Source organism: Streptomyces sp. NPDC029526 (genome assembly GCF_040637405.1).
In the GTDB taxonomy this organism is placed as follows: Bacteria; Actinomycetota; Actinomycetes; order Streptomycetales; family Streptomycetaceae; genus Streptomyces.
Window position 1 is genome coordinate 474,762 of record NZ_JBEZWE010000002.1, and the last position, 23,271, is coordinate 498,032.

General features: G+C 73.9%; 22 protein-coding genes. 9 read left to right on the forward strand and 13 right to left on the reverse strand.

Annotation, left to right across the window (positions count from 1 at the left end):
• Window positions 1-61: 61 nt before the first annotated feature.
• On the forward strand, window positions 62-1,015 hold the full coding sequence (locus tag AB0F01_RS07690) for a LysR family transcriptional regulator (RefSeq protein ID WP_362090886.1): 954 nt from the start codon (window positions 62-64) through the stop codon (window positions 1,013-1,015).
• A gap of 35 nt (window positions 1,016-1,050) precedes the next feature.
• On the opposite strand, the gene AB0F01_RS07695 is transcribed toward AB0F01_RS07690, so the two are convergent.
• The gene (locus tag AB0F01_RS07695) at window positions 1,051-1,812 is read right to left on the reverse strand and encodes an alpha/beta hydrolase (protein ID WP_362090887.1); all 762 of its coding nucleotides are present in this window, start codon (window positions 1,810-1,812) and stop codon (window positions 1,051-1,053) included.
• Between the two features lie 112 nt (window positions 1,813-1,924).
• On the opposite strand from AB0F01_RS07695, the gene AB0F01_RS07700 reads away from it, so the two are divergent.
• A complete protein-coding gene (locus AB0F01_RS07700; protein ID WP_362090889.1) occupies window positions 1,925-3,082 on the forward strand; it encodes an adenosine deaminase in 1,158 nt (385 codons plus the stop codon).
• A gap of 139 nt (window positions 3,083-3,221) precedes the next feature.
• Window positions 3,222-3,575 carry an ATP-binding protein gene (locus tag AB0F01_RS07705; RefSeq protein ID WP_362090891.1) on the forward strand — a complete coding sequence of 118 codons (354 nt, stop codon included), beginning with the start codon at window positions 3,222-3,224 and terminating at the stop codon, window positions 3,573-3,575.
• A gap of 213 nt (window positions 3,576-3,788) precedes the next feature.
• On the opposite strand, the gene AB0F01_RS07710 is transcribed toward AB0F01_RS07705, so the two are convergent.
• The 5 genes from AB0F01_RS07710 to afsQ1 all read right to left on the reverse strand — a co-directional run bounded on the left by AB0F01_RS07710 (window position 3,789) and on the right by afsQ1 (window position 8,470).
• Window positions 3,789-3,989: a PspC domain-containing protein gene (locus AB0F01_RS07710; RefSeq protein ID WP_362090893.1), complete on the reverse strand. Its 201-nt coding sequence runs from the start codon at window positions 3,987-3,989 to the stop codon at window positions 3,789-3,791.
• A gap of 58 nt (window positions 3,990-4,047) precedes the next feature.
• The gene (locus tag AB0F01_RS07715; RefSeq protein ID WP_362090895.1) at window positions 4,048-4,626 is read right to left on the reverse strand and encodes a VanZ family protein; all 579 of its coding nucleotides are present in this window, start codon (window positions 4,624-4,626) and stop codon (window positions 4,048-4,050) included.
• Between the two features lie 546 nt (window positions 4,627-5,172).
• Window positions 5,173-5,751, reverse strand: coding sequence for a hypothetical protein (locus AB0F01_RS07720; protein ID WP_362092509.1), 579 nt, complete (start codon window positions 5,749-5,751; stop codon window positions 5,173-5,175).
• A gap of 245 nt (window positions 5,752-5,996) precedes the next feature.
• Window positions 5,997-7,796, reverse strand: a complete 1,800-nt coding sequence (locus AB0F01_RS07725; RefSeq protein ID WP_362090897.1) for a HAMP domain-containing sensor histidine kinase — start codon at window positions 7,794-7,796, stop codon at window positions 5,997-5,999.
• Window positions 7,793-8,470 (reverse strand): two-component system response regulator AfsQ1, encoded by a 678-nt coding sequence (afsQ1, locus tag AB0F01_RS07730; protein ID WP_024883374.1) that lies wholly within the window; start codon window positions 8,468-8,470, stop codon window positions 7,793-7,795. Before afsQ1 ends, AB0F01_RS07725 begins: the two co-directional genes overlap by 4 nt.
• 266 nt (window positions 8,471-8,736) lie before the next feature.
• Between afsQ1 and AB0F01_RS07735 the strand changes: the two genes are divergently transcribed.
• Both AB0F01_RS07735 and AB0F01_RS07740 read left to right on the forward strand, forming a co-directional pair.
• Complete coding sequence (locus AB0F01_RS07735; protein WP_362090899.1) at window positions 8,737-9,471, forward strand: SigE family RNA polymerase sigma factor; 735 nt, start codon at window positions 8,737-8,739, stop codon at window positions 9,469-9,471.
• 412 nt (window positions 9,472-9,883) lie between these two features.
• Entirely contained in the window at window positions 9,884-10,099 is a 216-nt protein-coding gene (locus AB0F01_RS07740; protein ID WP_362090901.1) for a hypothetical protein, read from the forward strand.
• A gap of 46 nt (window positions 10,100-10,145) precedes the next feature.
• On the opposite strand, the gene AB0F01_RS07745 is transcribed toward AB0F01_RS07740, so the two are convergent.
• On the reverse strand, window positions 10,146-10,790 hold the full coding sequence (locus AB0F01_RS07745) for a uridine kinase (protein WP_362090903.1): 645 nt from the start codon (window positions 10,788-10,790) through the stop codon (window positions 10,146-10,148).
• A 136-nt stretch (window positions 10,791-10,926) separates the two neighbouring features.
• Between AB0F01_RS07745 and AB0F01_RS07750 the strand changes: the two genes are divergently transcribed.
• Window positions 10,927-11,331 carry a hypothetical protein gene (locus AB0F01_RS07750; RefSeq protein ID WP_362090905.1) on the forward strand — a complete coding sequence of 135 codons (405 nt, stop codon included), beginning with the start codon at window positions 10,927-10,929 and terminating at the stop codon, window positions 11,329-11,331.
• A 143-nt stretch (window positions 11,332-11,474) separates the two neighbouring features.
• On the opposite strand, the gene AB0F01_RS07755 is transcribed toward AB0F01_RS07750, so the two are convergent.
• Genes AB0F01_RS07755 through deoC form a run of 3 tightly spaced genes read right to left on the reverse strand, consistent with a single transcriptional unit; the run spans window position 11,475 to window position 14,753 of the window.
• Complete coding sequence (locus AB0F01_RS07755) at window positions 11,475-12,365, reverse strand: aldehyde dehydrogenase family protein (RefSeq protein WP_362090907.1); 891 nt, start codon at window positions 12,363-12,365, stop codon at window positions 11,475-11,477.
• On the reverse strand, window positions 12,358-13,794 hold the full coding sequence (locus AB0F01_RS07760) for an aldehyde dehydrogenase family protein (protein WP_362090909.1): 1,437 nt from the start codon (window positions 13,792-13,794) through the stop codon (window positions 12,358-12,360). The genes AB0F01_RS07755 and AB0F01_RS07760 overlap by 8 nt, the downstream gene beginning before the upstream one ends.
• Before the next feature lie 5 nt (window positions 13,795-13,799).
• On the reverse strand, window positions 13,800-14,753 hold the full coding sequence (deoC, locus tag AB0F01_RS07765; protein WP_362092511.1) for a deoxyribose-phosphate aldolase: 954 nt from the start codon (window positions 14,751-14,753) through the stop codon (window positions 13,800-13,802).
• A gap of 252 nt (window positions 14,754-15,005) precedes the next feature.
• Between deoC and AB0F01_RS07770 the strand changes: the two genes are divergently transcribed.
• Window positions 15,006-15,728, forward strand: a complete 723-nt coding sequence (locus tag AB0F01_RS07770) for a PH domain-containing protein (protein ID WP_362090910.1) — start codon at window positions 15,006-15,008, stop codon at window positions 15,726-15,728.
• Window positions 15,729-16,292: 564 nt separating this feature from the next.
• Here AB0F01_RS07770 and AB0F01_RS07775 read toward each other — a convergent pair.
• The 3 genes from AB0F01_RS07775 to AB0F01_RS07785 all read right to left on the reverse strand — a co-directional run bounded on the left by AB0F01_RS07775 (window position 16,293) and on the right by AB0F01_RS07785 (window position 20,260).
• On the reverse strand, window positions 16,293-17,924 hold the full coding sequence (locus tag AB0F01_RS07775; RefSeq protein ID WP_362090912.1) for a phospho-sugar mutase: 1,632 nt from the start codon (window positions 17,922-17,924) through the stop codon (window positions 16,293-16,295).
• 651 nt (window positions 17,925-18,575) lie between these two features.
• Window positions 18,576-19,400, reverse strand: a complete 825-nt coding sequence (locus tag AB0F01_RS07780; RefSeq protein WP_362090914.1) for a purine-nucleoside phosphorylase — start codon at window positions 19,398-19,400, stop codon at window positions 18,576-18,578.
• Window positions 19,401-19,822: 422 nt separating this feature from the next.
• Window positions 19,823-20,260, reverse strand: coding sequence for a gamma-glutamylcyclotransferase (locus AB0F01_RS07785; RefSeq protein ID WP_362090916.1), 438 nt, complete (start codon window positions 20,258-20,260; stop codon window positions 19,823-19,825).
• Between the two features lie 241 nt (window positions 20,261-20,501).
• Here AB0F01_RS07785 and AB0F01_RS07790 point away from each other — a divergent pair, with 241 nt between their 5' ends.
• On the forward strand, window positions 20,502-21,950 hold the full coding sequence (locus AB0F01_RS07790) for an NAD(P)H-quinone dehydrogenase (RefSeq protein ID WP_362090918.1): 1,449 nt from the start codon (window positions 20,502-20,504) through the stop codon (window positions 21,948-21,950).
• Between the two features lie 199 nt (window positions 21,951-22,149).
• Window positions 22,150-23,097: a DeoR/GlpR family DNA-binding transcription regulator gene (locus tag AB0F01_RS07795; RefSeq protein WP_362090920.1), complete on the forward strand. Its 948-nt coding sequence runs from the start codon at window positions 22,150-22,152 to the stop codon at window positions 23,095-23,097.
• Window positions 23,098-23,271: the final 174 nt, after the last annotated feature.

The following is a 23,271-nucleotide window of genomic DNA, read 5'->3' on the forward strand; positions in this document are numbered from 1 at the left end:
CTCGAACGTACGGAGGCCCCCGCTGATCCGTCCAATGCATGGAATCGTCATAATCGTTCCCATGGTGCATCAGCAGAGGTCAGAGGGTCGCCTGTCACAGTCCGGTGACACAGAAGACATGGTGATGTCGCTCGCGCCCCGTCTCGCGTACTTCGCGGGCGTCGCCCGGACCGAGCACGTCACTCGGGCCGCGCAGGAGATGCAGGTGCCGCAGTCCACCCTGTCGCGGGCGATGGTCCGGCTCGAACAGGACCTCGGCGTCGACCTGTTCGCGCGCCACGGCCGCACCCTCTCCCTCACCCCGGCCGGCCGCACCTTCCTCGCCTCCGTCGAACGCGCCCTCGCCGAGGTCGGGCGGGCCGCGGAGGAGGTCCGCGCCGACGCCGACCCGGCCACCGGCAAGGTCGCCTTCGGCTTCCTGCACACCATGGGGGCGGAGACCGTGCCCGGCCTCCTGCACGCCTTCCGCGCCGACCACCCGCGCATCCGCTTCGCGCTGGTCCAGAACTACGGCGAGGCCATGCTCGAACGCCTGCGCGCGGGCGACCTCGACCTGTGCCTGACCTCCCCGGTGCCGGACGCCCCCGACCTCGTCGCCCGCCGCCTGGACGAGCAGAAGCTGCGGCTGGTCGTGCCGGCCGACCACCGGCTGGCCGGACGCCGCCGCATCCGGCTCGCGGAGGCCGCCGACGAGGCCTTCGTGACCCTGGAACCCGGCTACGGCCTGCGCCGCATCACCGACGACCTGTGCGGCCGGGCCGGGTTCCGGCCCCGGGTGGCCTTCGAGGGCGAGGAGGCGGAGACGCTGCGCGGCCTGGTCGCGGCCGGCCTCGGCGTGGCGCTGCTGCCCCCGCCGGCGGTGCCCCGCCCGGGGGTGGTGGAACTGACCGTCACGTCCCCCAGGGCGGCCCGCGAGATCGGCGTGGCCTGGCTGGCGGGCCGCCCGGACACGCCTCCGGTCGCCGCCTTCAAGAAGTTCCTGCTCTCCCGCCGGGGCGCGCTGCTGCCGCACTGAGGACGCCGGAACGCGGCGGGAGGCCGGGCGGTGCCTCAGCGACGCAGGGAGGTGCCGAACCCGGCGGCCAGCGGCATGCGCAGGCCCAGCGGCGGCGGTGCCGCGAGGGCGTCCTGGACCGGACGGGAGAAGGGGCGGCCGAACAGCACGCCGCCCACGAAGTTCTCGGCGAGGGCGAGCACTTCGTCCCGGTACTGGCTCAACCCGTGGCCGTCGGCGTGCACTTCGAACCGGCACACGTCCCGGTTGGCCTTCTTGGCCCGTGCGGCCAGCCGGAAGGACAACTCCGGGTCGGTCCGCGCGTCATGGGTGCCGTGCACGATGAGCACGCGCCGGCCCGCGAGGTGCTTCACCGGTTCGGGTGCCTCCGCGCCACCCTCCGGGGGCAGCCAAGGGGCCAGTGCGACGACGGAGTTGACGGCGTCGTGCCCGCCGGCGCGCAGCGCGGCCCGGCCGCCCATCCCGAGTCCGGCGAGGCACACGGGGACGTCCCCGTAGCGCCGTACGGCCTCGTCGGCGGCCCAGGCCGCGTCCTCGGCGAGATGGGCACGGCCGCCGTTCCAGCCCCGGTAGCGGTAGTGGACGACATGGACGACGAGGCCGTCGGCGCGGCCCGTGCGGCCGAGCCGGCGCCCCAGGGAGCGGACGGAGGCGGCCGCCATCATCGGGGACGGCCTGCGGGTGGAGACCTCGTCACCGGTCGGCAGCAGGAGCACCACACCGCTCACCGCCGTCGGCTCGGGACCGAGGGCCTTGCCCAGCCGGGCCCTGCGCACCGGCGTCGCTTGCTGTGCCATGACAGAACGTTCTCAGAACCCGGGCCGAACCCGCCCCGTCCGTGCGGTCACCGTTACGTATCGACGGATTCGTACACCGGTGATCTACGCGCGTAGGGGTTACAGTGCCGAGATGACCAGCCAGAGCATCGCGAACACGCCGACGGCGGATCAGATCCGCCGGGCGCCCAAGGTTCTGCTGCACGACCACCTGGACGGCGGGCTGCGCCCCGGCACCGTCGTCGACCTGGCCCGGGAGAACGGCTACGACCGGCTGCCGGAGACCGACGCCGACAAGCTCGGCCTGTGGTTCCGGGAGGCGGCCGACTCCGGTTCCCTGGAGCGGTACCTGGAGACGTTCTCGCACACCGTCGGCGTCATGCAGACCCGCGAGGCGCTGGTCCGCGTCGCCGCCGAGTGCGCCGAGGACCTCGCCGAGGACGGGGTCGTCTACGCCGAGGTCCGGTACGCCCCCGAGCAGCACCTGGAGGGCGGGCTGACCCTGGAGGAGGTCGTCGAGGCGGTCAACGAGGGCTTCCGGGAGGGGGAGCGGCGGGCGAGGGAGAACGGGCGCCGCATCCGTGTCGGCGCCCTGCTCACCGCCATGCGGCACGCCGCCCGGGCCCTGGAGATCGCCGAACTCGCCAACCGCTACCGGGATCTGGGCGTCGTCGGCTTCGACATCGCGGGCGCCGAGGCGGGGTACCCGCCCACCCGGCACCTGGACGCCTTCGAGTACCTGAAGCGGGAGAACAACCACTTCACTATCCACGCCGGCGAGGCGTTCGGGCTGCCGTCCATCTGGCAGGCCCTCCAGTGGTGCGGCGCCGACCGGCTCGGTCACGGCGTGCGCATCATCGACGACATCCAGGTCCACGAGGACGGCACGGTGGAACTCGGCCGGCTCGCCTCCTACGTCCGCGACAAGCGGATCCCGCTCGAACTGTGCCCCAGTTCGAACCTCCAGACCGGGGCGGCGGACTCCTACGCCGAGCATCCCATCGGACTGCTGCGGCGCCTGCATTTCCGCGCGACGGTCAACACGGACAACCGCCTCATGTCGGACACGAGTATGAGCCGGGAATTCGAGCACCTTGTCGAGGCATTCGGTTACACGCTCGACGATCTCCAGTGGTTCTCCGTCAATGCGATGAAATCAGCTTTCATTCCTTTCGATGAAAGGCTGGCCATGATCAATGACGTGATCAAGCCCGGATACGCCGAGCTGAAATCCGAATGGCTGTTCCGGCAGACCGCCTCCACCAGCGGTTCTGTCGCCGAAAAGGGTTGACCTCGACGGCCTGCGCACACGGGAAATACGGACGGTGTTCACCATCCGTCCGCATTTCGATGTTTGCGGCGGGCGGTACGGCGTGTTTACGGTCACAGCACCGCTCACATCCCCGTATCGCATTCGAGGACACATCTTCATGAAGCAGTCTGCTGCCAAGACCCTCGGCGTCGCCGCCCTCGGTGCCGCCTTCGCCGCCACCGGCGCGGGCGCCGCCAACGCGGCCCCGGCGCTCCCCGACGCCGGCTCGGCGCTGGACACCGTCACCCAGGCGGTCCCGGCGGAGAACCTCTCCGGCGTGCTGCCCGGCGCCGAGCGTGCCCTGGAGACGGGTCAGCACGTGGCGGGCACGGGCATGACGGCGGCGCAGCCGGTCGCCCAGCAGCTCCTCTCCGAGGGTCCCACCCAGCCGGTGGCCGGCCTGCTCGGCGGCCTGCCGCTCCAGGGTCTGCCCACCCAGGGCCTCCCCGTCAACGGCCTCCCGCTCGGCTGACCCACCCGGACGGAACCGCGCCGACGGGGCGCCCCGCGGACCGGGGCGCCCCGTCGGCGTATCCGGAGGCGCGTACTCGGGGGCGCATGCCTCGACGCGGCGTGCCTGGCACCCCGAGGTGCGCCTCGAACGCTTCGGGCGTGAGGGGTGCTCGGGCGCGAGGGGCGCCGGTGCGGTCATCCTCCACGGGGCCGTCCGCGCCCGGCGCCCGCGTCACCAGGCGGCCCGTTGCGTGTCCTCCGACGGCAGCAGGATCCAGAGCGCGATGTACAGCAGGAACTGCGGGCCGGGCAGCAGGCAGGACGCGAGGAAGATCACCCGCATCGTGGTCGTCGAGGTGCCGAAGCGCCGGGCCAGCGCGGCGCACACTCCGCCGAGCATGCGGCCGTGGGTGGGTCGGGCGAGGCGGGACATCGTGGCTCCTTCGTGAGCGGTCCGAGGCTCCCGTCCGGGTGCCTCCGTGCCTTCCACGCTACGGAGACGAAGGGGGCAAAGCGTCGCTCCACGGGGCGATCCCGACCCTGGGAATCGTCGGGGTCCGACCCTGAGCCGGCTCCTGGAGCGGCAGCGGGACGGCACGGTGACCGGTCCGGCGGCGCAGCCAGGACCGTCCGGCGGGCACCACCAGCACGTGCGCGAGGGCCGCGCCCGCCGTGTTGAGCAGCAGCGAGTCGACATCCACGACCTGCCCGGGCACCGCCGTCTGCAGCATCTCGATGCCCAGCGACAGCAGGGCCGTCGCGGCCATGGTGCGCACCAGCGAGCCGAGCGGGGACACCCCCAGCCGCCCCCCGGCCATGGGCAGCAGAACCCCCAGGGGGGCGAGCAGCGCCAGCCCCTCCGCGACCCGGCGGGCCCCCTCGGTCCAGCCCACCGCGAAGTCGGCCCGCAGTCCGTCGAGCGGGCGCAGGTTGGCGGGCATGACCCAGGGCACGTCGAGCGGGCGCAGCGTGTACCAGGCGACGAACGCCAGATACGTGGCCAGGAGGAGTCCTCCCGTCACACGGACGCGGATCGCGGCGGTGCCGCCGATGGAGCCTTGACGCTGCACGAACCCCTAGACGCGACCCCTGGCGCCGTCGGTTCCGTGGAGGGGTCCGTTCCCCGACTGAGGCGTGCGCCACACCCGGCTTCCCGTCCGCCCGCTGCCGGGGCACCAGCGCTTCCGCCCGCCGAGCGTGGGAGGGGGCCGTCGACGCGGGACGAGGCCGCCGACCGCGGGCCGGGGGAGACGACTCGCGGAGTCGGGCCGTCGATTGCGGGGTCGGCGCCGCGGGCCGAGGAGCCGGGCGGCCCGCGGACGAGCCGGGCCGCCCACCGGGGGACCAGGCCATCCGCTGGAAAGCCGCACCGCCGGCCGAGGAGCCGCACTGTCGGCCGAGGAGCCGCACTGTCGGCCGAGGAGCCGCACTGTCGGTCGAGGAGTCGGGCCGCCCGCGGAGGGGCCGAGCGCCGGGCTGTCCGCCCCAGGTCCGCCGTCCCAGGGCCGTCCGCCCCGGCTGTTCGCCCCCAGGTCCGTCAGCCCCCGGCTGACCGGCCCGGAACCGTCTGCCTCCGGGGCCGTCCCGTCCTTACGGACGCGCCGGAGCCGTCGGCGTCAGCGGTTCCCGGCGGCCTCCGACGACGGCGGTTCGTTGCTCCCCGGGCGGGCCCGGACCTCCTCGGTGCAGGCGTAGCGGCGCGGCCGGTCGTCGCCCGGGCCGCCGAGCACCACCGATCCGTCGCCCTCCGCCGTGGCCGCGTCGGAGAAGGTGCACACGACCTGCGCGAGGGCGAAGGACGTGAGATCCCCGGGCGGGGTGCTCAGGCGCAGGGTGTCCTCCGGGTCGCCGGGGCGCGGTCCGCTCACGGTGGTCCGCGCCGGGACGTGGGTGCTGTACCCGGCGCGCTTCTCCGCGGCCGTGGGCGGGGCGGCGAGCGCGTCCAGCACACCCTGGGCCACCAGCGCGCGCCGGCCGTCGTCCGCAGCGCCGTCGGGGACCCGTACCGTCCGGTCGACGGCCGCCAAGGACGAGCCGCAGAGCAGGAACAGGCGCACCGGCAGGCCCGCCCCCTCCCGGGCCGTCACCTCCGGCTCGGTCAGCGAGCAGCGCACCCGGGAGGGTGCGGGACCGAAGTCGGTCGGCACCTCGGTGGCCCGGATGCCGCAGCCCGTGACCAGGACACCGAGCGCCATGGCGGCGAGCAGTCCCCTGGCGCGGCCCGCCTTCGGCCCGCCCGCCTTCAGCCGGCCCGCCGTCGCCGAACCGGCCTGCTCCGGAGCGACCTCCGCCCGGTTTCCGGCCGCCGGCCGCACGCCCGTGGGGCCGGCGTCCGTACGGCCCGCGTCCGTGCGTCCCGCGTCCGTACGGCCCGCAGCGTCCAAGCCGGCCGCGTCCATCCCGCGCAGGCCCATGCGCCGTACTCGTCTGCCGCGCCCGATCATCCGGCGTCCCCCTTGCCGCCCCCGCCCTTGCCGGCGGACCTCCGCGTGCCGTCCGGCACGTCCCCGTTCTCCTCGTCGGCCGTTTCGGCGGCTGTTTCGTCCGCCGTCCCGCCGGCCTTGTCTCCGGCCTCCTGGCCGGCACCGCGCCCGGTGCCCGCGCTCCGTGTGCCCTTCGTGCCGCGCCTGCCGTCCGTCCTGGCCGCGGCCCCCGAGCCGACGGCGTCCTCGGCGTCCTCGGCGGCGTCCTGCTCCGTCAGCGCGGTGGCGTCACGGGGCAGGCTCAGGGTGAACACCGCACCGCCCTCGGGGTGGTTGAACGCGGTGATCTCGCCGCCGTGGATGTGCGCGTTCTCCAGGGCGATGGACAGTCCGAGTCCGCTGCCCTCGGAGCGCGGACGGGAGGCGCTGGCCTTGTAGAAGCGGTCGAAGACGTGCGGCAGGACCTCCTCGGGGATGCCCGGCCCGCGGTCGCGCACCTCGATGACCACCGCCCCGCCGTCCTCGGCACCGTCCTCCCGTTCCTCGCGCACCGACACCCGCACCGGCGAGCCGCCGTGCTTGAGGGCGTTGCCGATGAGGTTGGCGAGGATGACGTCCAGCCGGCGCGGGTCGATGCGGGCGTGGATGCCGCGTTCGGCGTCCAGCTCCACCGCGTCCAGCCAGGCCCGGGCGTCGATGCAGGCGGTGATCTGGTCGGCGACGTCGACGTCGTCCAGGACCAGCCGGGCGGTGCCCGCGTCGAAGCGGGTGACCTCCATCAGGTTCTCGACGAGGTCGTTCAGCCGCCGGGTCTCGCTGACCACGAGCCGCACGGCGGGCTCGATCATCGGGTCGATGCCGCCGCCCTCGAACTCCAGCTCCTCCTCCAGGACTTCCGTCACGGCGGTGATCGCGGTCAGCGGGGTGCGCAGCTCGTGGCTCATGTCGGCCACGAACCGGCGGGACGCCTCGTCACGTGCGGCCATCTCCGCCACCCGCTTCTCCAGCGCCTCCGCCGCCTTGTTGAACGTCCGGGAGAGGTCGGCCAGTTCGTCCGTGCCGGACACCCTGAGGCGGGTGTCCAGCCGGCCCTCGCCGAGCCGCCGCGCGGCCGTGCCGAGCCGCTGCACGGGCTTGAGGACCGTGGTCGCGGCGGCCTGCGCGAGCAGGGCGGAGCCGATGAGGGCCAGTGCGGTCGCGATCCCCAGGGACCAGGCCAGCGAGTTGAGGTCCTTGGCCTCCGGCTCCAGCGACTTGAGCATGTAGCCGGTCGGGCCGCCGCCGATCATCCGGGCGCCCGCCACCAGATAGGGCGTGTCGTCCTCGACGATCCGCTGCCAGTACATGCGGTGCGGGTGCTTGTTGGTGGAGGTGATCTTCTGCTGTTCGGTCACCGCGGTGCGCAGCGACTCGGGAACGTCCCGCAGCGAGAAGCCGTTCAGCCCGCCCGAACTGCCGTAGACCGTGCGGCCGTCGGGGTCCTGGGCGACCAGCAGCACCGTGAAGCGCTGACTGCTGTTCGCCATCTGTCCGGCCGTGTGCTGCAGTTCGTCCTGCGTCGGGTGCTGGGGCAGCGCGCCCGCCCGGTTCTGCATCGCCTGCTCGAAGTCGCGCAGCACCGCGTCCTGCGTACGGGTCAGCACCGCCTCGCGGTTCAGCCAGTAGGCGATGCCGGACGCCGACACGGCCGCGGTGAGCGCGACCAGCGCGAAGACGAGGACGAGCCGCAGCCGGAGGCTGGTCAGGCGCAGCCGCGCCCACATTCCCTTGCGTGCCGCGGACCAGCGGCGGGGTCCCCCCTGGTGTTCCTGGGTCACTGAGGCGGGTCCAGCCGGTAGCCGACACCGCGCACGGTACGGATCAGGGTCGGGGACGACGGCACGTCCTCGACCTTGGCCCGCAGCCGCTGCACACACGCGTCCACCAGGCGCGAGTCGCCCAGGTAGTCGTGCTCCCACACCAGCCGCAGCAGCTGCTGCCGGGACAGGGCCTGGCCCGGACGCCGGCTCAGTTCGAGCAGCAGGCGCAGCTCGGTCGGCGTCAGCTGGAGGTCCTCGCCGTTCTTCGTCACGGTCATCGCCGACCGGTCGATGACGAGGCTGCCGAAGGTCGCCGAGTCGCTGGACTCCCGCTCGCCGCGCCGCAGCACCGCCCGGATCCGGGCGTCCAGCACCCGGCCCTGCACGGGCTTGACGACGTAGTCGTCGGCGCCGGACTCCAGCCCGACCACCACGTCGATGTCGTCGTTGCGCGCGGTGAGCAGGATGATCGGCAACTGGTCGGTGCGCCGGATGCGCCGGCACACCTCGAAGCCGTCGATGCCGGGCAGCATCACATCCAGCACGATCAGATCCGGTCGCTGCTCGCGGAGCAGTTTCAGACCGTCCTCACCGCTGGCAGCGGTCGCCACCCGGTGGCCCTGGCGCGTCAGGGAGAGCTCCAGGGCCGTACGGATGGCGTCGTCGTCCTCGATCAGCAACAGGGAAGGCACGGGCTCATTCTGGCCCATGGAGGGCTTCCGGTTCGACCCGCGGACTTCAGATGCCCGCCGGGCCCGTACGAAGGCGGTCCCCGCACCGGCCCGCGCACCCGCCCGCGCGCCGTTCGCGTGAAGATCGTGTGGGCGCGGGCGGCCGGTCCCTGTGACAGGTCTGTGACAGTCGGCGGACACGGCCATGAAGTGGGTTCGGCAAGCTTTTCGGCACAGGCAGAGATCAGCACCGAGAACACCGGAACTCCACGACGGGGGGGCGCGAGATGAACACGCTGCAGGGCTCCAGCACCAGCGCAGTGGTCACGCGTCTGCACGACGTGCACCGGGGTGCCGAGAAGTCCGGTGCCGTGACCAGGCGGGGGTGCTCGCACGGCACCGGGCGTCACACCACGTTCATGACGGTGGTGGACGCGCCGACGGGGGAAACGCACGGGGGAAGCGCGTACGGGGAGGGCTCGGGGGAGCGTCGCTCGCCGTCGGAGGCGGAGTTCACCGCCTACGTCCAGGAGCGGCGCGCCTCCCTGTACGCCACCGCCTACCACCTGACCGGCGACCGTTTCGAGGCCGAGGACCTGCTGCAGAGCGCGCTGTTCTCGACCTACCGGGCGTGGGACCGGATCAGCGACAAGGCGGCGGTCGGCGGGTACCTCCGCCGCACCATGACGAACCTGCACATCAGCGCCTGGCGGCGCCGCAAGCTCAACGAGTACCCGACCGAGGAACTGCCGGAGACGGCCGGCGACACGGACGCGATGCGCGGCACCGAGCTGCGCGCGGTCCTGTGGCAGGCCCTGGCCCGGCTGCCCGAGCTCCAGCGCACCATGCTGGTCCTGCGCTACTACGAGGGCCGTACGGACCCGGAGATCGCGGACATCCTCGGCATCAGTGTCGGCACGGTGAAGTCCAGCATCTGGCGGTCGCTCCGCCGGCTGCGCGAGGACGAGGTCCTCAGCTTCGGCCGTGACGAGGAGAGCGCCTTCGGCGAGCTGGTCGCCTGAAGGTCCTCGGGGGGAGACCGGAGGGGGAAGAGGAACCGGAGGATCGGGGGATCCGACGGTTCCAGGAGACCGGTCACCGGGGGGAACCGCGGGGACGCCGGGGGGCGTCACCGCACACGGGGGGTCACGGGGGACCCTGGGGGGATCTGGGGGGATCCCGCGAGGGGGGAAGCACGGGGGAGCACAAAGGAGCGGGACTGGAGGGCCGGGGGGTCCGTCCAGTCCCGTTTCCGTGTGTGCGGGACTGGACGGACCGGGTCCGCTCTCCTGGTGCCGCCCGCCGACCTCTTGTGCGATCCGCACCCACGGGTCGAGGATCACCGGGAAGTGCCCGGGCCCGTGCCGACCGCCGCGGGGCGGACCGGTCCGGGGCGGGCAGCGCAGACGTATCAGCACCTGTCGGGAGATCCACGTGAACCACGCGTCCGCCGGCGGTGCGCTGATCGCCCTCGGTGCCGTCGGCGTCCTGGCCGGTGTCCTGATGTACGTGCTCCCCGGGCCCGGCCTTCCGGTCCTCGTGGCGGGGGCGGTGCTCACCGCTGCCGGATCCGCCGTACGACTTCTCGGCGGCGGCGGCGGCAGCAGCGGCGGCGGACGGAACGGGCCGACACGGCCGCCCGGGCCCTGAGTCCGCGCGGCGCCGCCCCGCGGGTCCACGGGGCGGGCCGGGCCGGTTACGCGGTCGGCGCGCCCGTGCTCGCCGGGGAGAGCCCCGTGGACGCCGCCGTGCGGAGTCGGACCAGGGCTTCGTCCCGGTCGCAGGCGTGAGCACCCAGGGCGGTCTGGCGGGCGATGATCGACCGCTCCAGCCGCATCAGGCGCCAGCCGCGGCGCAGCAGGAACGGCACCGACTTGCGGCCCTCCCGCAGGTCCCGCAGGAACCGGCGGCGGAACGTCGTCACGGCGCCCCGGCTCAGGCACAGCGCGTCGGCCAGCAGGCCCGCCTCGCGGCAGCGGCCGACGATCTCCGCGGCGAAGACGCCCTCGGCGATGAACAGCGGGGCCCCGCCGATGTCCACGGTGCCCTCGCCGGTGCGGGCGCTCAGCGAGATGTCGTACACGGGGATGCCGGTGCGGCCGGTGCGGCACAGTCGTTCGATCGCGGCGACGGCGGTGTCCGCGTCCCAGGAGTCCGGGTGGTCCCAGTCGATGTCGGGACTGCCCGCGACCAGCGGGAGCGTCGGGTCGTCCCCCTCCTTGTAGAAGTCGTCGAGGCGCAGCACCGGAAGGCCGGAGCGGGCCGCGAGGAGGGACTTGCCGGAGCCTGAGGGGCCGCAGAGCAGCACGACACGCGCGGATATGGGCGACTGTGAACTCACGGAACACCATTCTGCGCCAGCGGCCCGCCCCCGGGCGACCTCGCGGGTCGGCTTTGATGCGCGCGTCACACCTCAACTACGCTGCGCGTCGACTCGTTCACGCAGTGCAGGCAAGTGAAGGCAAGAGGTGGCAGCGATGGCCCGACACGTCTCCCCGAAGAAGCCGACCGTCCGGCGTGCCCTGGCGGTCCTTTCCGTCGCGGGCGCGGCCCTCGGGGCGGGGGCCGGAGCGGCGGCGGCGGACACCGAGCCGCTGCTGGGCGTGGCCGAGAGCCGCCCCACCTCGCTCGGGGAGATCGACCCGCAGGCCGGGTTGCAGGCCCTCACCGGCACCGTCGGGTACGTCACCGGCCCGGTCGCGGGCCTGAAGCCCAACCCGCTGGCCGGCACCGGCGTCGACCCCCTCGACAACGGCGTGGGCACCCAGCTCGCCGACTTCCAGCCGCTGACCTCGCAGGCGCTCACCGGCCCGGTGGCGCAGGCCCCGTCGGTGGACAGCATCCCCGTGGTCGGCCAGCTGACCGGGCTGCTCGGCGGCTGAGCCGCCCGGCGGACCGGCACCGCCCCAATACGCGTAAGAACCCGCCCCGGCACGCGAAGTGCCGCCGCCGGCAGGCGAAGAGCCGCGCCCCTCCCGGACGGAGGAGGGACGCGGCTCTCCAACTGTGGGGGGTGGCGGTCGGGTCAGTAGGCCGAGCCGGACGCGCCCAGCGAACCCGTCGGGTGCCAGACCGTCTTGGTCTCCAGGAAGGCCGTCAGGCGCTCGGTGCCGGGCGTGGCCGCCCAGTTGTCCACAGGCTGTGGACGCAGTACCCGCTTGAGGTTGTCGGCCGCCGCGGTCTCCAGCTCCTTCGCCAGCACCTCGTCGGCGCCCGCCAGGTCGATCGCGTTGACGTCCTGGTGCGCGGCCAGCGGCGCGGCGATCTCCGCCGTGTGTCCGGACAGCACGTTGACGACGCCGCCGGGCAGGTCGGAGGTGGCCAGCACCTCGCCCAGCGACAGGGCGGGCAGCGGAGCCCGCTCCGAGGCGACCACGACCGCCGTGTTGCCGGTGGCGATCACCGGGGCGACGACCGAGACCAGGCCCAGGAAGGACGACTCCTGCGGGGCCAGGACGGCGACGACGCCCGTCGGCTCGGGCGACGACAGGTTGAAGAACGGGCCCGCGACCGGGTTGCCGCCCCCGACCACCTGGGCGATCTTGTCGGTCCAGCCCGCGTACCAGACCCAGCGGTCGATCGCCGCGTCCACCTGGTCGGCCGCCTTGGACTTCGACAGCCCCTCGGCCGCAGCGACCTCGCGGACGTACTGCTCGCGGCGGCCCTCCAGCATCTCGGCGATCCGGTACAGGATCTGGCCCCGGTTGTACGCGGTCGCGCCGGACCAGCCGCCGAACGCCTTGCGGGCGGCGGACACCGCGTCCCGGGCGTCCTTGCGGGAGGCCTGCGGGGCGTTCGCCAGCCACGTGCCCTTGGAGTCGGTCACCTCGTACACCCGGCCGCTCTCCGAACGCGGGAACTTCCCGCCGACGTACAGCTTGTAGGTCTTGAAGACACTGAGTCGCGGGTCAGACATCGAGGTACGCCTCCAGGCCGTGTCGGCCGCCCTCGCGGCCGTAGCCCGACTCCTTGTACCCGCCGAACGGCGAGGTCGGGTCGAACTTGTTGAACGTGTTGGACCAGACGACACCCGCGCGGAGCTTGTTCGCCACGGCGAGGATCCGCGAACCCTTCTCCGTCCAGATGCCCGCCGACAGGCCGTACGGCGTGTTGTTGGCCTTGGCGACGGCCTCGTCGGGGGTGCGGAAGGTGAGCACCGACAGCACCGGGCCGAAGATCTCGTCGCGGGCGACAGTGTGCGCCTGGGTGACGCCGGTGAACAGCGTCGGGGCGAACCAGTAGCCGCTCTCCGGGAGGTCGCAGGGCGCGGACCAGCGCTCGGCGCCCTCCGCCTCGCCGCGCTCGACCAGCGAGGTGATGCGGCTGAGCTGCGCCTCGGAGTTGATCGCGCCGATGTCGGTGTTCTTGTCCAGGGGGTCGCCGAGGCGGAGGGTCGTCAGGCGCCGCTTGAGGGCGTCCAGCACCTCCTCCTCGACCGACTCCTGCACCAGCAGCCGGGAGCCCGCGCAGCAGACCTGGCCCTGGTTGAAGAAGATGCCGTTGACGATGCCCTCGACGGCCTGGTCGACGGGGGCGTCGTCGAAGACGATGTTGGCGCCCTTGCCGCCCAGTTCCAGGGTGACCTTCTTGCGGGTGCCGGCGACCGTGCGCGCGATCTGCTTGCCGACGGCGGTGGAGCCGGTGAAGGCGACCTTGTTCACGTCGGGGTGGGCAACCAGCGCGGCTCCGGCGCGGCCGTCGCCGGTGACGATGTTGACGACGCCCCGGGGCAGGCCCGCCTGGCGGCAGATGTCCGCGAAGAACAGGGCGGACAGCGGGGTCGTCTCGGCCGGCTTCAGCACGACCGTGTTGCCGGTGGCCAGCGCCGGGGCGATCTTCCACGCCAGCATCAGCAGCGGGAAGTTCCACGGGATGACCTGGCCGGCCACGCCCAGCGGGCGCGGGTCGGCGCCGAAACCGGCGTGGTCCAGCTTGTCGGCCCAGCCCGCGTAGTAGAAGAAGTGCGCGGCGACCAGGGGCAGGTCCGCGTCGCGGGTCTCCTTGATCGGCTTGCCGTTGTCCAGGGTCTCCAGGACGGCCAGCTCGCGGCTGCGCTCCTGGATGATCCGGGCGATGCGGAAGAGGTACTTCGCCCGCTCGGAGCCGGGCAGCGCGGACCACTTCTCGAACGCCTTGCGGGCGGCGCCGACCGCGCGGTCGACGTCGGCCTCCCCGGCCTCGGCCACCTCGGAGAGGACCTCCTCGGTGGACGGCGACACCGTCTTGAAGACCTTGCCGTCCGCGGCCTCGGCGAACTCGCCGTCGATGAACAGGCCGTAGGAGGGGGCGATGTCGACGACCGAGCGGGACTCGGGCGCCGGGGCGTACTCGAATGCGGATGCCATGGTGATCAGTCCACCGTCACGTAGTCGGGGCCGGAGTAACGGCCGGTGGCCAGCTTCTGCCGCTGCATCAGCAGGTCGTTGAGCAGCGAGGAGGCGCCGAAGCGGAACCAGTGGTTGTCCAGCCAGTCCTCGCCCGCCGTCTCGTTGACCAGGACGAGGAACTTGATGGCGTCCTTGCTGGTGCGGATGCCGCCGGCCGGCTTCACGCCGACCTGCACCCCGGTCTGGGCGCGGAAGTCGCGCACCGCCTGGAGCATCAGCAGCGTGTTGGCGGGGGTGGCGTTGACCGCCACCTTGCCGGTCGAGGTCTTGATGAAGTCGGCCCCGGCCAGCATGCCGAGCCAGCTCGCCCGGCGGATGTTGTCGTACGTGGACAGCTCGCCGGTCTCGAAGATGACCTTCAGCCGGGCGCTCGTCCCGCAGGCCTCCTTCACGGCGGTGATCTCGTCGTACACCTTCAGGTAGTTCCCCGCGAGGAAGGCGCCCCGGTCGATGACCATGTCGATCTCGTCCGCGCCGGCGGCGACGGCCTCGCGGACGTCGGCCAGCTTGACGGCGATCGGGGCACGGCCCGCCGGGAACGCGGTGGCGACGGACGCCACCTTGACGCCGGAACCGGCCACGGCCTGCTTGGCCACGGCCACCATGTCGGGGTAGACGCAGACCGCGGCCGTGGTGGGCGTGGAGCGGTCGGTCGGGTCGGGGAGGACCGCCTTGGCGCCGAGCGCCCGGACCTTGCCCGGGGTGTCCGCGCCTTCCAGCGTCGTCAGGTCGACCATCGAGATGGCGAGGTCGATGGCGTACGCCTTCGCGGTCGTCTTGATCGAACGGGTGCCGAGGGAGGCGGCGCGCGCCTCCAGGCCGACCGCGTCGACGCCGGGCAGCCCGTGGAGGAAGCGGCGCAGCGTGCTGTCGGACGCGGTGACGTCAGCAAGTGCGTGGGGTGCAGTGGTGGGCATGGTCACCAGCCGAGCATATCTACGCGCGTAGCGGCTGTACAGCCCCCGGTGCCGTCTCGGCGGGATGCGGCGGAGCGATGGGGGCGGTGGTTCCGGCGGTCCGGTGCTCGGTGCCCGACCCGGAAGGAAAACCTCCGTTTCGCGTGGCGACGACGTGTCCCTCGCGCCGCTCTGCCCCCACCCGTACCTGCTGCATCGTCCGTACCGGACCGCGACTCGGGCCCGCACGGCCCCGTCGTGCAGAATCGCGGTATGACGACACCCGACCCCCAGTCGCCTGCCCCGGAGCCCGCACAGCCCCCGGTGTCCGCCGCACCCGACGAGCGGGACCAGGTGCACCGGTCCCACGGGGGCATCGCCGGCGGCGTCCTGCTCCTCGGCGTCTGCGCGTGGTTCGGCATCGACGCCTCGGTCCGCGGCGAGGGCCGCACGCCGTGGCTCGCGCTCGCCTCGCTGCTCCTGGCGGTGCCCCTGATCGTGGCCTTCACGCTGCGCCCCGCGGTGTACGTCAACGACGACCGGCTGCGGGTCCGCAACCCCTTCCGGCTGATCGTGCTGCCCTGGGGGCGGGTCGCCTCGCTGCGCTCCGGCTACTCCAACGAGGTCACCTCCGACGCGGGCACCACGTACCAGCTGTGGGCCCTGCCGGTGTCGCTGCGCGCCCGCAAGCGGGCCGCCCGCCGCGAGATGCGGGCCACCGGGGACCGGGGGAGCGGCGTCGACGTACGCACCGCGGGACGGGGCCCGGGCACGGGTGCCGCTTCCCGCCGGGGCGGACGGTCGTCCACCGCCGCCGACGACGGGCCGGTCCGGGGGCGGACCGACAGCGTCATGGACGACCTGCGCGAGCTGCACGAACGCCGTCAGGGCGCGGACACCGCCCAGGGCGCCCCGGTCGTGCGCTGGGCGTACGAGATCCTCGCCCCGGCGGCGGCCGGTGCCCTGCTGCTGGCGGTCCTGCTGGCGACGGGCTGAGGTCGGACGGCCGCACCGCGGCGCCGACGGGCCGCGAGACCGGTGGGTGCGTGACCGGCGGGCGCGTGACCGGCCGGCGCGTGATCGGCGGGTGCGCGGCGCGTACGGCTGACGGCGCCCGGTGCGGCCGGGGGCCTACCGCGGGCCCGGCCGCGGTGCGGACGTAGGGGGCTTACGGCCGGCCGCCGCCGATGTGGGGGTCACGTGAGGCGCGCTGCGGCGTTCATGTGCGGGGACCGGTGATGGGCGACGGCCGCGCGACTCGGCGCGCGGGCGCGCACGGCGCACACGGGTTGACCGGGGCGCACGAGGTCATCGGGGCGCACGAGCCGAGAGGCGTTGCGAGACGGAACGGCAGGGCGCCCGGCGGCGCCCCGGCGCGCCCGGCGACACCCTGCGCCCCGCGGACCGTGCGCGACGGGGACACGGACACACCCTCCGGGTGACCGCTTCCGTGGGCCGGGAGGCCGTGCGAGCCCGTGAGCGCGGGCCCGGAGCGCCCGTGGGAGCGTTCCGGGCCCGGAGTGGTGACCGGCGGGGCTGTCCGCTGGTGGGCCGGTGGCGTCAGATGCCGGCGGCGCGGGACAGGTCCCGCTTGAGCGCCTCCAGCAGTTCCGTCGCGCGGGCCCGGGCCGCCGGGAGGCCGTCGCGGCCGGAGACCGGGATCACGACCTCCAGGTAGCACTTCAGCTTGGGCTCCGTGCCGCTGGGCCGGACGATCACGCGGGCGCCGTCCAGGGTGTACCGCAGACCGTCGGTCGGCGGCAGCTTCGCCGAGCCCCGGGTCAGGTCCTCGGCGTCGACGACGCGCAGCCCGGCCAGCTCGGCCGGGGGCTGCTCGCGCAGGCGGCCCATCGCGTCCGCGATCAGCGTCAGGTCCTGCACCCGGACCGACAGCTGGTCGGTGGCGTGCAGGCCGTGCTCCACCGCGAGGTCGTCCAGCAGGTCGGGCAGCGTGCGGCCCTCCGCCTTGAGCACCGAGGCCAGCTCGGTGAGCAGCAGCGCCGCCGTGATGCCGTCCTTGTCGCGGACGCCGTCCGGGTCGACGCAGTAGCCGAGCGCCTCCTCGTAGCCGTAGCGCAGGCCGTCGACCCGGGCGATCCACTTGAAGCCGGTCAGCGTCTCCTCGTACGGCAGCCCGGCCGCCTCGGCGATCCGGCCCAGCAGCGAGGACGACACGATCGACTCGGCGAACGTGCCGGTCGCCCCCCGCCGGACCAGGTGGGCGGCCAGCAGGGCGCCCACCTCGTCACCGCGCAGCATGCGCCAGTCGCCGCCGTCCCGCACGGCGGCGGCGCAGCGGTCGGCGTCCGGGTCGTTGGCGATGACGAGGTCCGGCTCGGCCGCGCGGGCCCGCGCGAAGGCCAGGTCCATCGCGCCGGGCTCCTCCGGGTTGGGGAACGCGACGGTCGGGAAGTCGGGGTCCGGCTCGGCCTGCTCGGCGACCAGCACCGGCTCCGGGAAGCCGGCCCGGGCGAAGGCGGCGAGCAGCACGTCCTTGCCGACGCCGTGCATCGCCGTGTAGACGGTGCGGGCGGTGCGCGGGGAGTCCGGCGCGAGGACGGCGTCGGTGCGGGCGAGGTAGGCGTCCAGGACGCCTTCGTCCAGGGTCTCCCAGCCGTCGGCCGGGCGCGGGACGTCGGCCAGGGACGCGACCGCCTCGATCTCCGCGGCGATCTCCGCGTCGGCCGGGGGCACGATCTGGGAACCGTCGCCGAGGTACACCTTGTAGCCGTTGTCGCGGGGCGGGTTGTGGCTGGCCGTGACCTCGACCCCGGCGACCGCGCCGAGGTGCCGGATCGCGAAGGCCAGTACGGGCGTGGGCAGCGGCCGGGGCAGCACGGCGGCGCGCAGACCGGCACCGGTCATGACGGCGGCGGTGTCGTGCGCGAACTCGGCCGACTTGTGGCGGGCGTCGTAGCCGATGACCACCAGGCCGTCGCCGTGGCCCTGCCCGCGCAGGTACGCGGCCAGGCCGGCGGCCGCGCGGATGACGACCGCGCGGTTCATGCGCATCGGACCGGCGCCGAGCTCACCACGGAGACCGGCGGTGCCGAACTGCAGGGTGCCGCCGAAGCGGTCGGCCAGCTCGGCGTGGTTACCGGCGTCGATGAGCCGGGCGAGTTCGGCGCGGGTCTCCGGGTCGGGGTCCTCGGCGAGCCAGGCCCGGGCGCGGGCGGTGAGGGCGTCGTGCACGGTCGGTCAGCCTCTCCTCGTGCGGGTGGGTGTGCGGAACGTGGGGTGCGGTGTGCGGTGCGGGTACCCGGCCCGGCAGCGGGGTGCGCCAGGCGCGGGGGGGGGGGTAGGAGGGGCCGCGGGCGGGACGGGAGCGGCGGGGCCGCGGGCGGGACGGGGATCGGCGGGGCCGCGGGCGGGGACCCGGCCGCCTCGCGGGCGGCGGGGCCGGTGCGGAGGCTCCCGGTCCGCGGAGTCCGGGCCCGCCCACCCGTTGATCCGTCGACCCGTTGATCCGTCGACCCGTTGTTCCGTCCACCCGCTGACCCGTCCACCTGTCGATCCGCCCACCCGGCACCCGTCCGGGACGGCCGGAGGTGCGGGGAGCAGGCGGGTACGGCCAGGGGCACGCTCGCACCGGTCGGGTACGCGCGATTGCGTGCGCGCGACCGGTGGTGGGCGGAACGGCGCAGGACCGGCCGACGGGGCGCCTGGTACGCGGACCTCCCGTACCGGGTGCCGTGCCAGGCCCGCGGGGCACCGGACCTCGGGTGCCCGGACCGGCGGCCGGCGGTGGCTGCCCGCGCCCGGAGTACCGCGCCCGGGAGCCCGGTCCGCCCACCCCGTGCCGCCCGGCGGGCGGCACCTCGCGTCCGACACCGCGCGGGCCGGTTACAGGCGGCCCAGGACCTGGGTGAGCAGGGCCCCCATGCGGGTGGCGGAGTCGCGCCCGGCCTGGAGGACCTCCTCGTGGTTGAGGGGTTCGCCGGTCATGCCCGCGGCCAGGTTGGTGACCAGCGAGATGCCCAGGATCTCGGCGCCGGCCTCACGGGCGGCGATGGCCTCCAGCACCGTCGACATGCCCACCAGGTCCGCACCGATGACACGGGCCATGCGGATCTCGGCCGGGGTCTCGTAGTGCGGGCCGGGGAACTGGGCGTAGACGCCCTCCTCCAGCGTGGGGTCGATCTCCTTGCACAGGGCGCGAAGGCGCGGCGAGTAGAGATCGGTGAGGTCGACGAAGTTGGCGCCGACGATGGGGGAGGTGGCGGTGAGGTTGATGTGGTCGCTGATCAGGACCGGCTGACCGGGGCGCATGCCCTCGCGCAGGCCGCCGCAGCCGTTGGTCAGGACGACCGTCTTGGCGCCGGCCGCCACGGCGGTGCGTACGCCGTGCGCCACGGGGGCGACGCCGCGGCCCTCGTAGTAGTGGGTGCGGCCCAGGAAGACCAGGGCGCGCTTGCTGCCCACGCGGTACGAGCGGATCTTGCCTCCGTGGCCCTCCACCGCCGGGGGCGGGAAGCCGGGCAGCTCGGTGACCTGGAACTCGGCGTCGGGCTCGCCGAGGGCGTCGACGGCCGGAGCCCAGCCGGAGCCCATCACGAGGGCGACGTCGTGGGTCTCGGCGCCCGTCAGTTCGCGCAGGCGCGCGGCGGCGGCGTCGGCTGCGGCGTACGGGTCGCCCTGGATGTCGTCCGGAAGAAGAGAAGCGTTCACCCGCACGAGAGTAGCCGGTCTTCGCCTACGCGCGTAGATGTGAAAGCTCACGGGGTGGCGATCGTTGTCTTGTCGTTTCCGACAGGAGGGGGCGCGCCGGGGGCCGGGAGCAGGTGGGGGACACGGCTGGGACGCGGTGGAGGAGCCGTAGGGGATGGCCGGGAACCGGTGGCGACCGGGTGGGGGGAGCCGGTCACGCAGGTGGCGAGCCTCAGCCGACGGGTGATCGGTGGGGCGCGCCGGTGGGTGATCGGTGGGGGCGAGCGGCTGCGGCCGAGGTGGCGCTGCGGTGCCGGCACCACGGACCTTCGCGTCGGCCCGGCGCGCCCCCGGCGGAACCGGGAGCACGCACCACCTGACGCACACGGCCCACCCTACGGGAGGACGACGGGAAGGCGACGACAGGACCTGGACGACAGGACCTAACAGGGCCGCTTGCGCAGCTCCATCACGTAGTCGTGCGGGGCGCCCGCGGACTCCGCCGCGTCGGCGATCTCGCCCAGGTAGCGGGCCGAGGGCAGGCCGCCCTCGTAGGCGTTCAGGACGTAGGTCCAGGCGTTCTCCTCGCCGTCCAGGGTGTGGACGCGCACCCGGGTGCGGCGGTAGATGCCCATCCCGGAGCCCTCCCAGCGGTCCAGGGACTCCTCGTCCATCGGCGCGATGTCGTAGAGCGCCACGAAGACCTGGGCCAGGGGATCCTCGACCAGGGTCGCCAGCGCGCCGTCCCAGCCGATCTGCTCGCCCCCGAACGTCAGCCGCCACCCGTTGAGCCACCCGGTGGCGCGCAGCGGCGAGTGCGGGGCGCGGCGGGACATCAGCCGCGCGTCGAGGTTGCCGGCGTACGCGGCGTAGAGCGACATGGAAAGAGCGTACGGCAGCGGTCACACGGGCCCCTGGCGCAACGGGGAGCCGCAGGGGCGGGGGCGCCCGGGACCGCACCCGCGCCCCCGGGCCGTCGCGCCGGGCACCCGGGACGGGCGCCCGAGACCGCACCCAGACCTCCCGGGCGGTCGCGCCGGGCACCCGGGGGCGGCACCCGGGACGGGCACCCAGGACCGCACCCGGGCCCCCGGGCGGTCGCACGGTGAAGTGTGCGGGACAATGGAGTACGTGACTCGGATCGTGATCATCGGTGGCGGACCCGGCGGATACGAAGCGGCGCTGGTCGCCGCGCAGCTCGGCGCGGAGGTGACCGTCGTCGATGCCGACGGCCTGGGCGGTGCGTCGGTGCTGACCGACTGCGTGCCGTCCAAGACCCTCATCGCCACGGCGGAGGTGATGACGACCTTCGACTCCTCCTACGAGGAACTGGGCATCATCGTCGCCGACGACACCCCGCACATCGAGCAGGCCGCCCGGGTGGTCGGCGTGGACCTGGGCAAGGTCAACCGCCGGGTGAAGCGGCTGGCGCTCGCCCAGTCGCACGACATCGCCGCGTCCGTGACCCGGGCCGGCGCGCGCGTGATGCGCGGGCGGGGCCGGCTGGAGGGCATGCAGGCCCTCGACGGCTCCCGCAAGGTCGTGGTGCGTGCCGCCGACGGCACCGAGGAGACGCTGACCGCCGACGCGGTCCTGATCGCCACCGGCGGGCACCCCCGCGAACTGGCCGACGCCCGCCCCGACGGCGAGCGCATCCTCAACTGGACGCAGGTCTACGACCTCACCGAGCTGCCCGAGGAACTCATCGTGGTCGGCTCCGGTGTGACCGGTGCCGAGTTCGCGGGCGCCTACCAGGCGCTCGGCTCCCGGGTGACCCTGGTGTCCTCCCGCGACCGCGTGCTGCCCGGTGAGGACCCGGACGCCGCGGCCGTCCTGGAGGACGTCTTCCGGCGCCGCGGGATGAACGTGATGGCGCGCTCGCGCGCGGCGTCCGCCAAGCGGGTCGGCGACCGGGTGGAGGTCACCCTCGCCGACGGTCGGGTCATCACCGGCTCGCACTGCCTGATGGCCGTCGGCGCCGTCCCGAACTCCGCGGGCATGGGCCTGGAGGAGGCCGGGGTCCGGCTACGGGACTCGGGCCACATCTGGACCGACAAGGTGTCCCGGACCACCGCTCCGGGCGTGTACGCGGCCGGTGACGTCACCGGGGTGTTCGCGCTGGCCTCGGTGGCGGCGATGCAGGGGCGCATCGCGATGTACCACTTCCTGGGCGACGCCGTCGCCCCGCTGAACCTGAAGGCGGTCTCCTCGAACGTCTTCACCGACCCCGAGATCGCCACCGTCGGCTACACGCAGGCCGACGTCGACGGCGGGAAGATCGACGCGCGCGTGGTGAAGCTTCCGCTGCTGCGCAACCCGCGCGCCAAGATGCAGGGCATCCGTGACGGCTTCGTCAAGATCTTCTGCCGTCCGGGCACCGGGATCGTGGTCGGCGGTGTCGTGGTGGCGCCCCGCGCGTCCGAGCTGATCCACCCCATCTCGCTGGCGGTGGACAACAACCTGACGGTGGAGCAGATCGCGAACGCCTTCACCGTCTACCCCTCGCTGTCCGGGTCGATCGCCGAGGTCGCCCGGCAGCTGCACACCCGCAAGGCGGACGGCGCGGGCTGACCCACCGCCGGGACGGACGAACCGACTCCGACCGACTCCCCGCCCCGGGCGGGGAGTTGACGGCCCGGTGACGACCATGCGGGCGGCATAGGCGGGCGGCCTAGGCCTTATACCACTTGCCCGGGTGGTGTGCGAACAACTTCTGCTATTCAGCGCAAACTGCTGAAAGCAGACGGTCGTCGGCGTTACTGTCAGTTTCGTGTTCGCTGCAGAACGTCGCCAATTGATCCTCGAAATGGTGCGAGCGAACGGGGCCGTGTCGCTCCGTGAACTCGCCCGCGTCGTCCAGACCTCCGAAGTGACCGTACGGCGGGACGTGCGCGCGCTGGAGGCAGAAGGACTCCTCGACCGCCGGCACGGCGGTGCGGTACTGCCGGGCGGTTTCACGCGAGAGTCCGGTTTCCCGCAGAAGTCCCATCTCGCGACCGCCGAGAAGACCGCGATCGCCGACCTCGCCGCGAACCTCGTGGAAGAGGGCGAGGCCGTCGTGGTCGGTGCGGGAACCACCACACAGGAACTGGCCCGTCGGCTCGCCCGGGTGCCGGGCCTGACCGTGGTCACCAACTCCCTGCTGGTGGCCCAGGCGCTGGCCCACGCCAACCGGGTCGAGGTCGTGATGACCGGCGGCACGCTCCGCGGCTCCAACTACGCCCTGGTGGGCAGCGGTGCCGAGCAGTCCCTCCAGGGGCTGCGGGTGTCCCGTGCCTTCCTGTCGGGCAGCGGTCTGACCGCCGAGCGCGGGCTGTCCACGTCCAACATGCTCTCGGCCTCCGTCGACCGGGCGCTGGTGCAGGCCGCGGCCGAGGTGGTGGTCCTCGCCGACCACACCAAGCTGGGCACCGACACCATGTTCCAGACCGTGCCCACGGACCTCATCACGCGTCTCGTCACGGACGAACCGCCCGCCCACGACGACCGTGCGGGCACCGAGCTCCAGGCGCTCGCCGACCAGGGCGTGCAGATCGCCGTCGCCGGGGCTCCCGGGGGGTCGTCGGCCCAGGGGGGTGACGGCGTCCCGACGCGCCGGCAGCGCCGGGACGTACCCCTGCCGGGGCCGCGCCGTCAGGGCCCCGGCCTCCGCTCGACGGTCCCCATGGGCGCCGACCAGCCGGAACGCGCCCGGGTCGCGGACCTCCGCCGGCGTTGACCTCGACCGGGACGGTGGCGGTGACCGGGACGCCGGCGCGGTGAGGGTCCCGGGCGGGGGCGCCCCGGGCGCGGGCCAGGCCCGCGTCCCACGGCGGGCCCGCGGTGCTTGGACCGACGGCGCCGAAGCCGCGGACAGCGCGTCGGAGGCACCCGGGGCAGGGCCGCGTGACCG

Excerpts from the sequence above, each read along its gene's own strand:
- AB0F01_RS07785 (WP_362090916.1), bottom strand. The coding sequence starts at position 20,260 with ATGTCGCTCTACGCCGCGTACGCCGGCAACCTCGACGCGCGGCTGATG.
- AB0F01_RS07770 (WP_362090910.1), top strand. The coding sequence starts at position 15,006 with ATGACGACACCCGACCCCCAGTCGCCTGCCCCGGAGCCCGCACAGCCC.
- AB0F01_RS07710 (WP_362090893.1), bottom strand. The coding sequence starts at position 3,989 with ATGTCCCGCCTCGCCCGACCCACCCACGGCCGCATGCTCGGCGGAGTG.
- AB0F01_RS07790 (WP_362090918.1), top strand. The coding sequence starts at position 20,502 with ATGGAGTACGTGACTCGGATCGTGATCATCGGTGGCGGACCCGGCGGA.
- AB0F01_RS07755 (WP_362090907.1), bottom strand. The coding sequence starts at position 12,365 with ATGTCTGACCCGCGACTCAGTGTCTTCAAGACCTACAAGCTGTACGTC.
- deoC (WP_362092511.1), bottom strand. The coding sequence starts at position 14,753 with ATGCCCACCACTGCACCCCACGCACTTGCTGACGTCACCGCGTCCGAC.
- AB0F01_RS07705 (WP_362090891.1), top strand. The coding sequence starts at position 3,222 with ATGAAGCAGTCTGCTGCCAAGACCCTCGGCGTCGCCGCCCTCGGTGCC.
- AB0F01_RS07700 (WP_362090889.1), top strand. The coding sequence starts at position 1,925 with ATGACCAGCCAGAGCATCGCGAACACGCCGACGGCGGATCAGATCCGC.
- AB0F01_RS07720 (WP_362092509.1), bottom strand. The coding sequence starts at position 5,751 with ATGGCGCTCGGTGTCCTGGTCACGGGCTGCGGCATCCGGGCCACCGAG.
- AB0F01_RS07750 (WP_362090905.1), top strand. The coding sequence starts at position 10,927 with ATGGCCCGACACGTCTCCCCGAAGAAGCCGACCGTCCGGCGTGCCCTG.
- AB0F01_RS07760 (WP_362090909.1), bottom strand. The coding sequence starts at position 13,794 with ATGGCATCCGCATTCGAGTACGCCCCGGCGCCCGAGTCCCGCTCGGTC.
- AB0F01_RS07695 (WP_362090887.1), bottom strand. The coding sequence starts at position 1,812 with ATGGCACAGCAAGCGACGCCGGTGCGCAGGGCCCGGCTGGGCAAGGCC.
- AB0F01_RS07690 (WP_362090886.1), top strand. The coding sequence starts at position 62 with ATGGTGCATCAGCAGAGGTCAGAGGGTCGCCTGTCACAGTCCGGTGAC.
- AB0F01_RS07735 (WP_362090899.1), top strand. The coding sequence starts at position 8,737 with ATGAACACGCTGCAGGGCTCCAGCACCAGCGCAGTGGTCACGCGTCTG.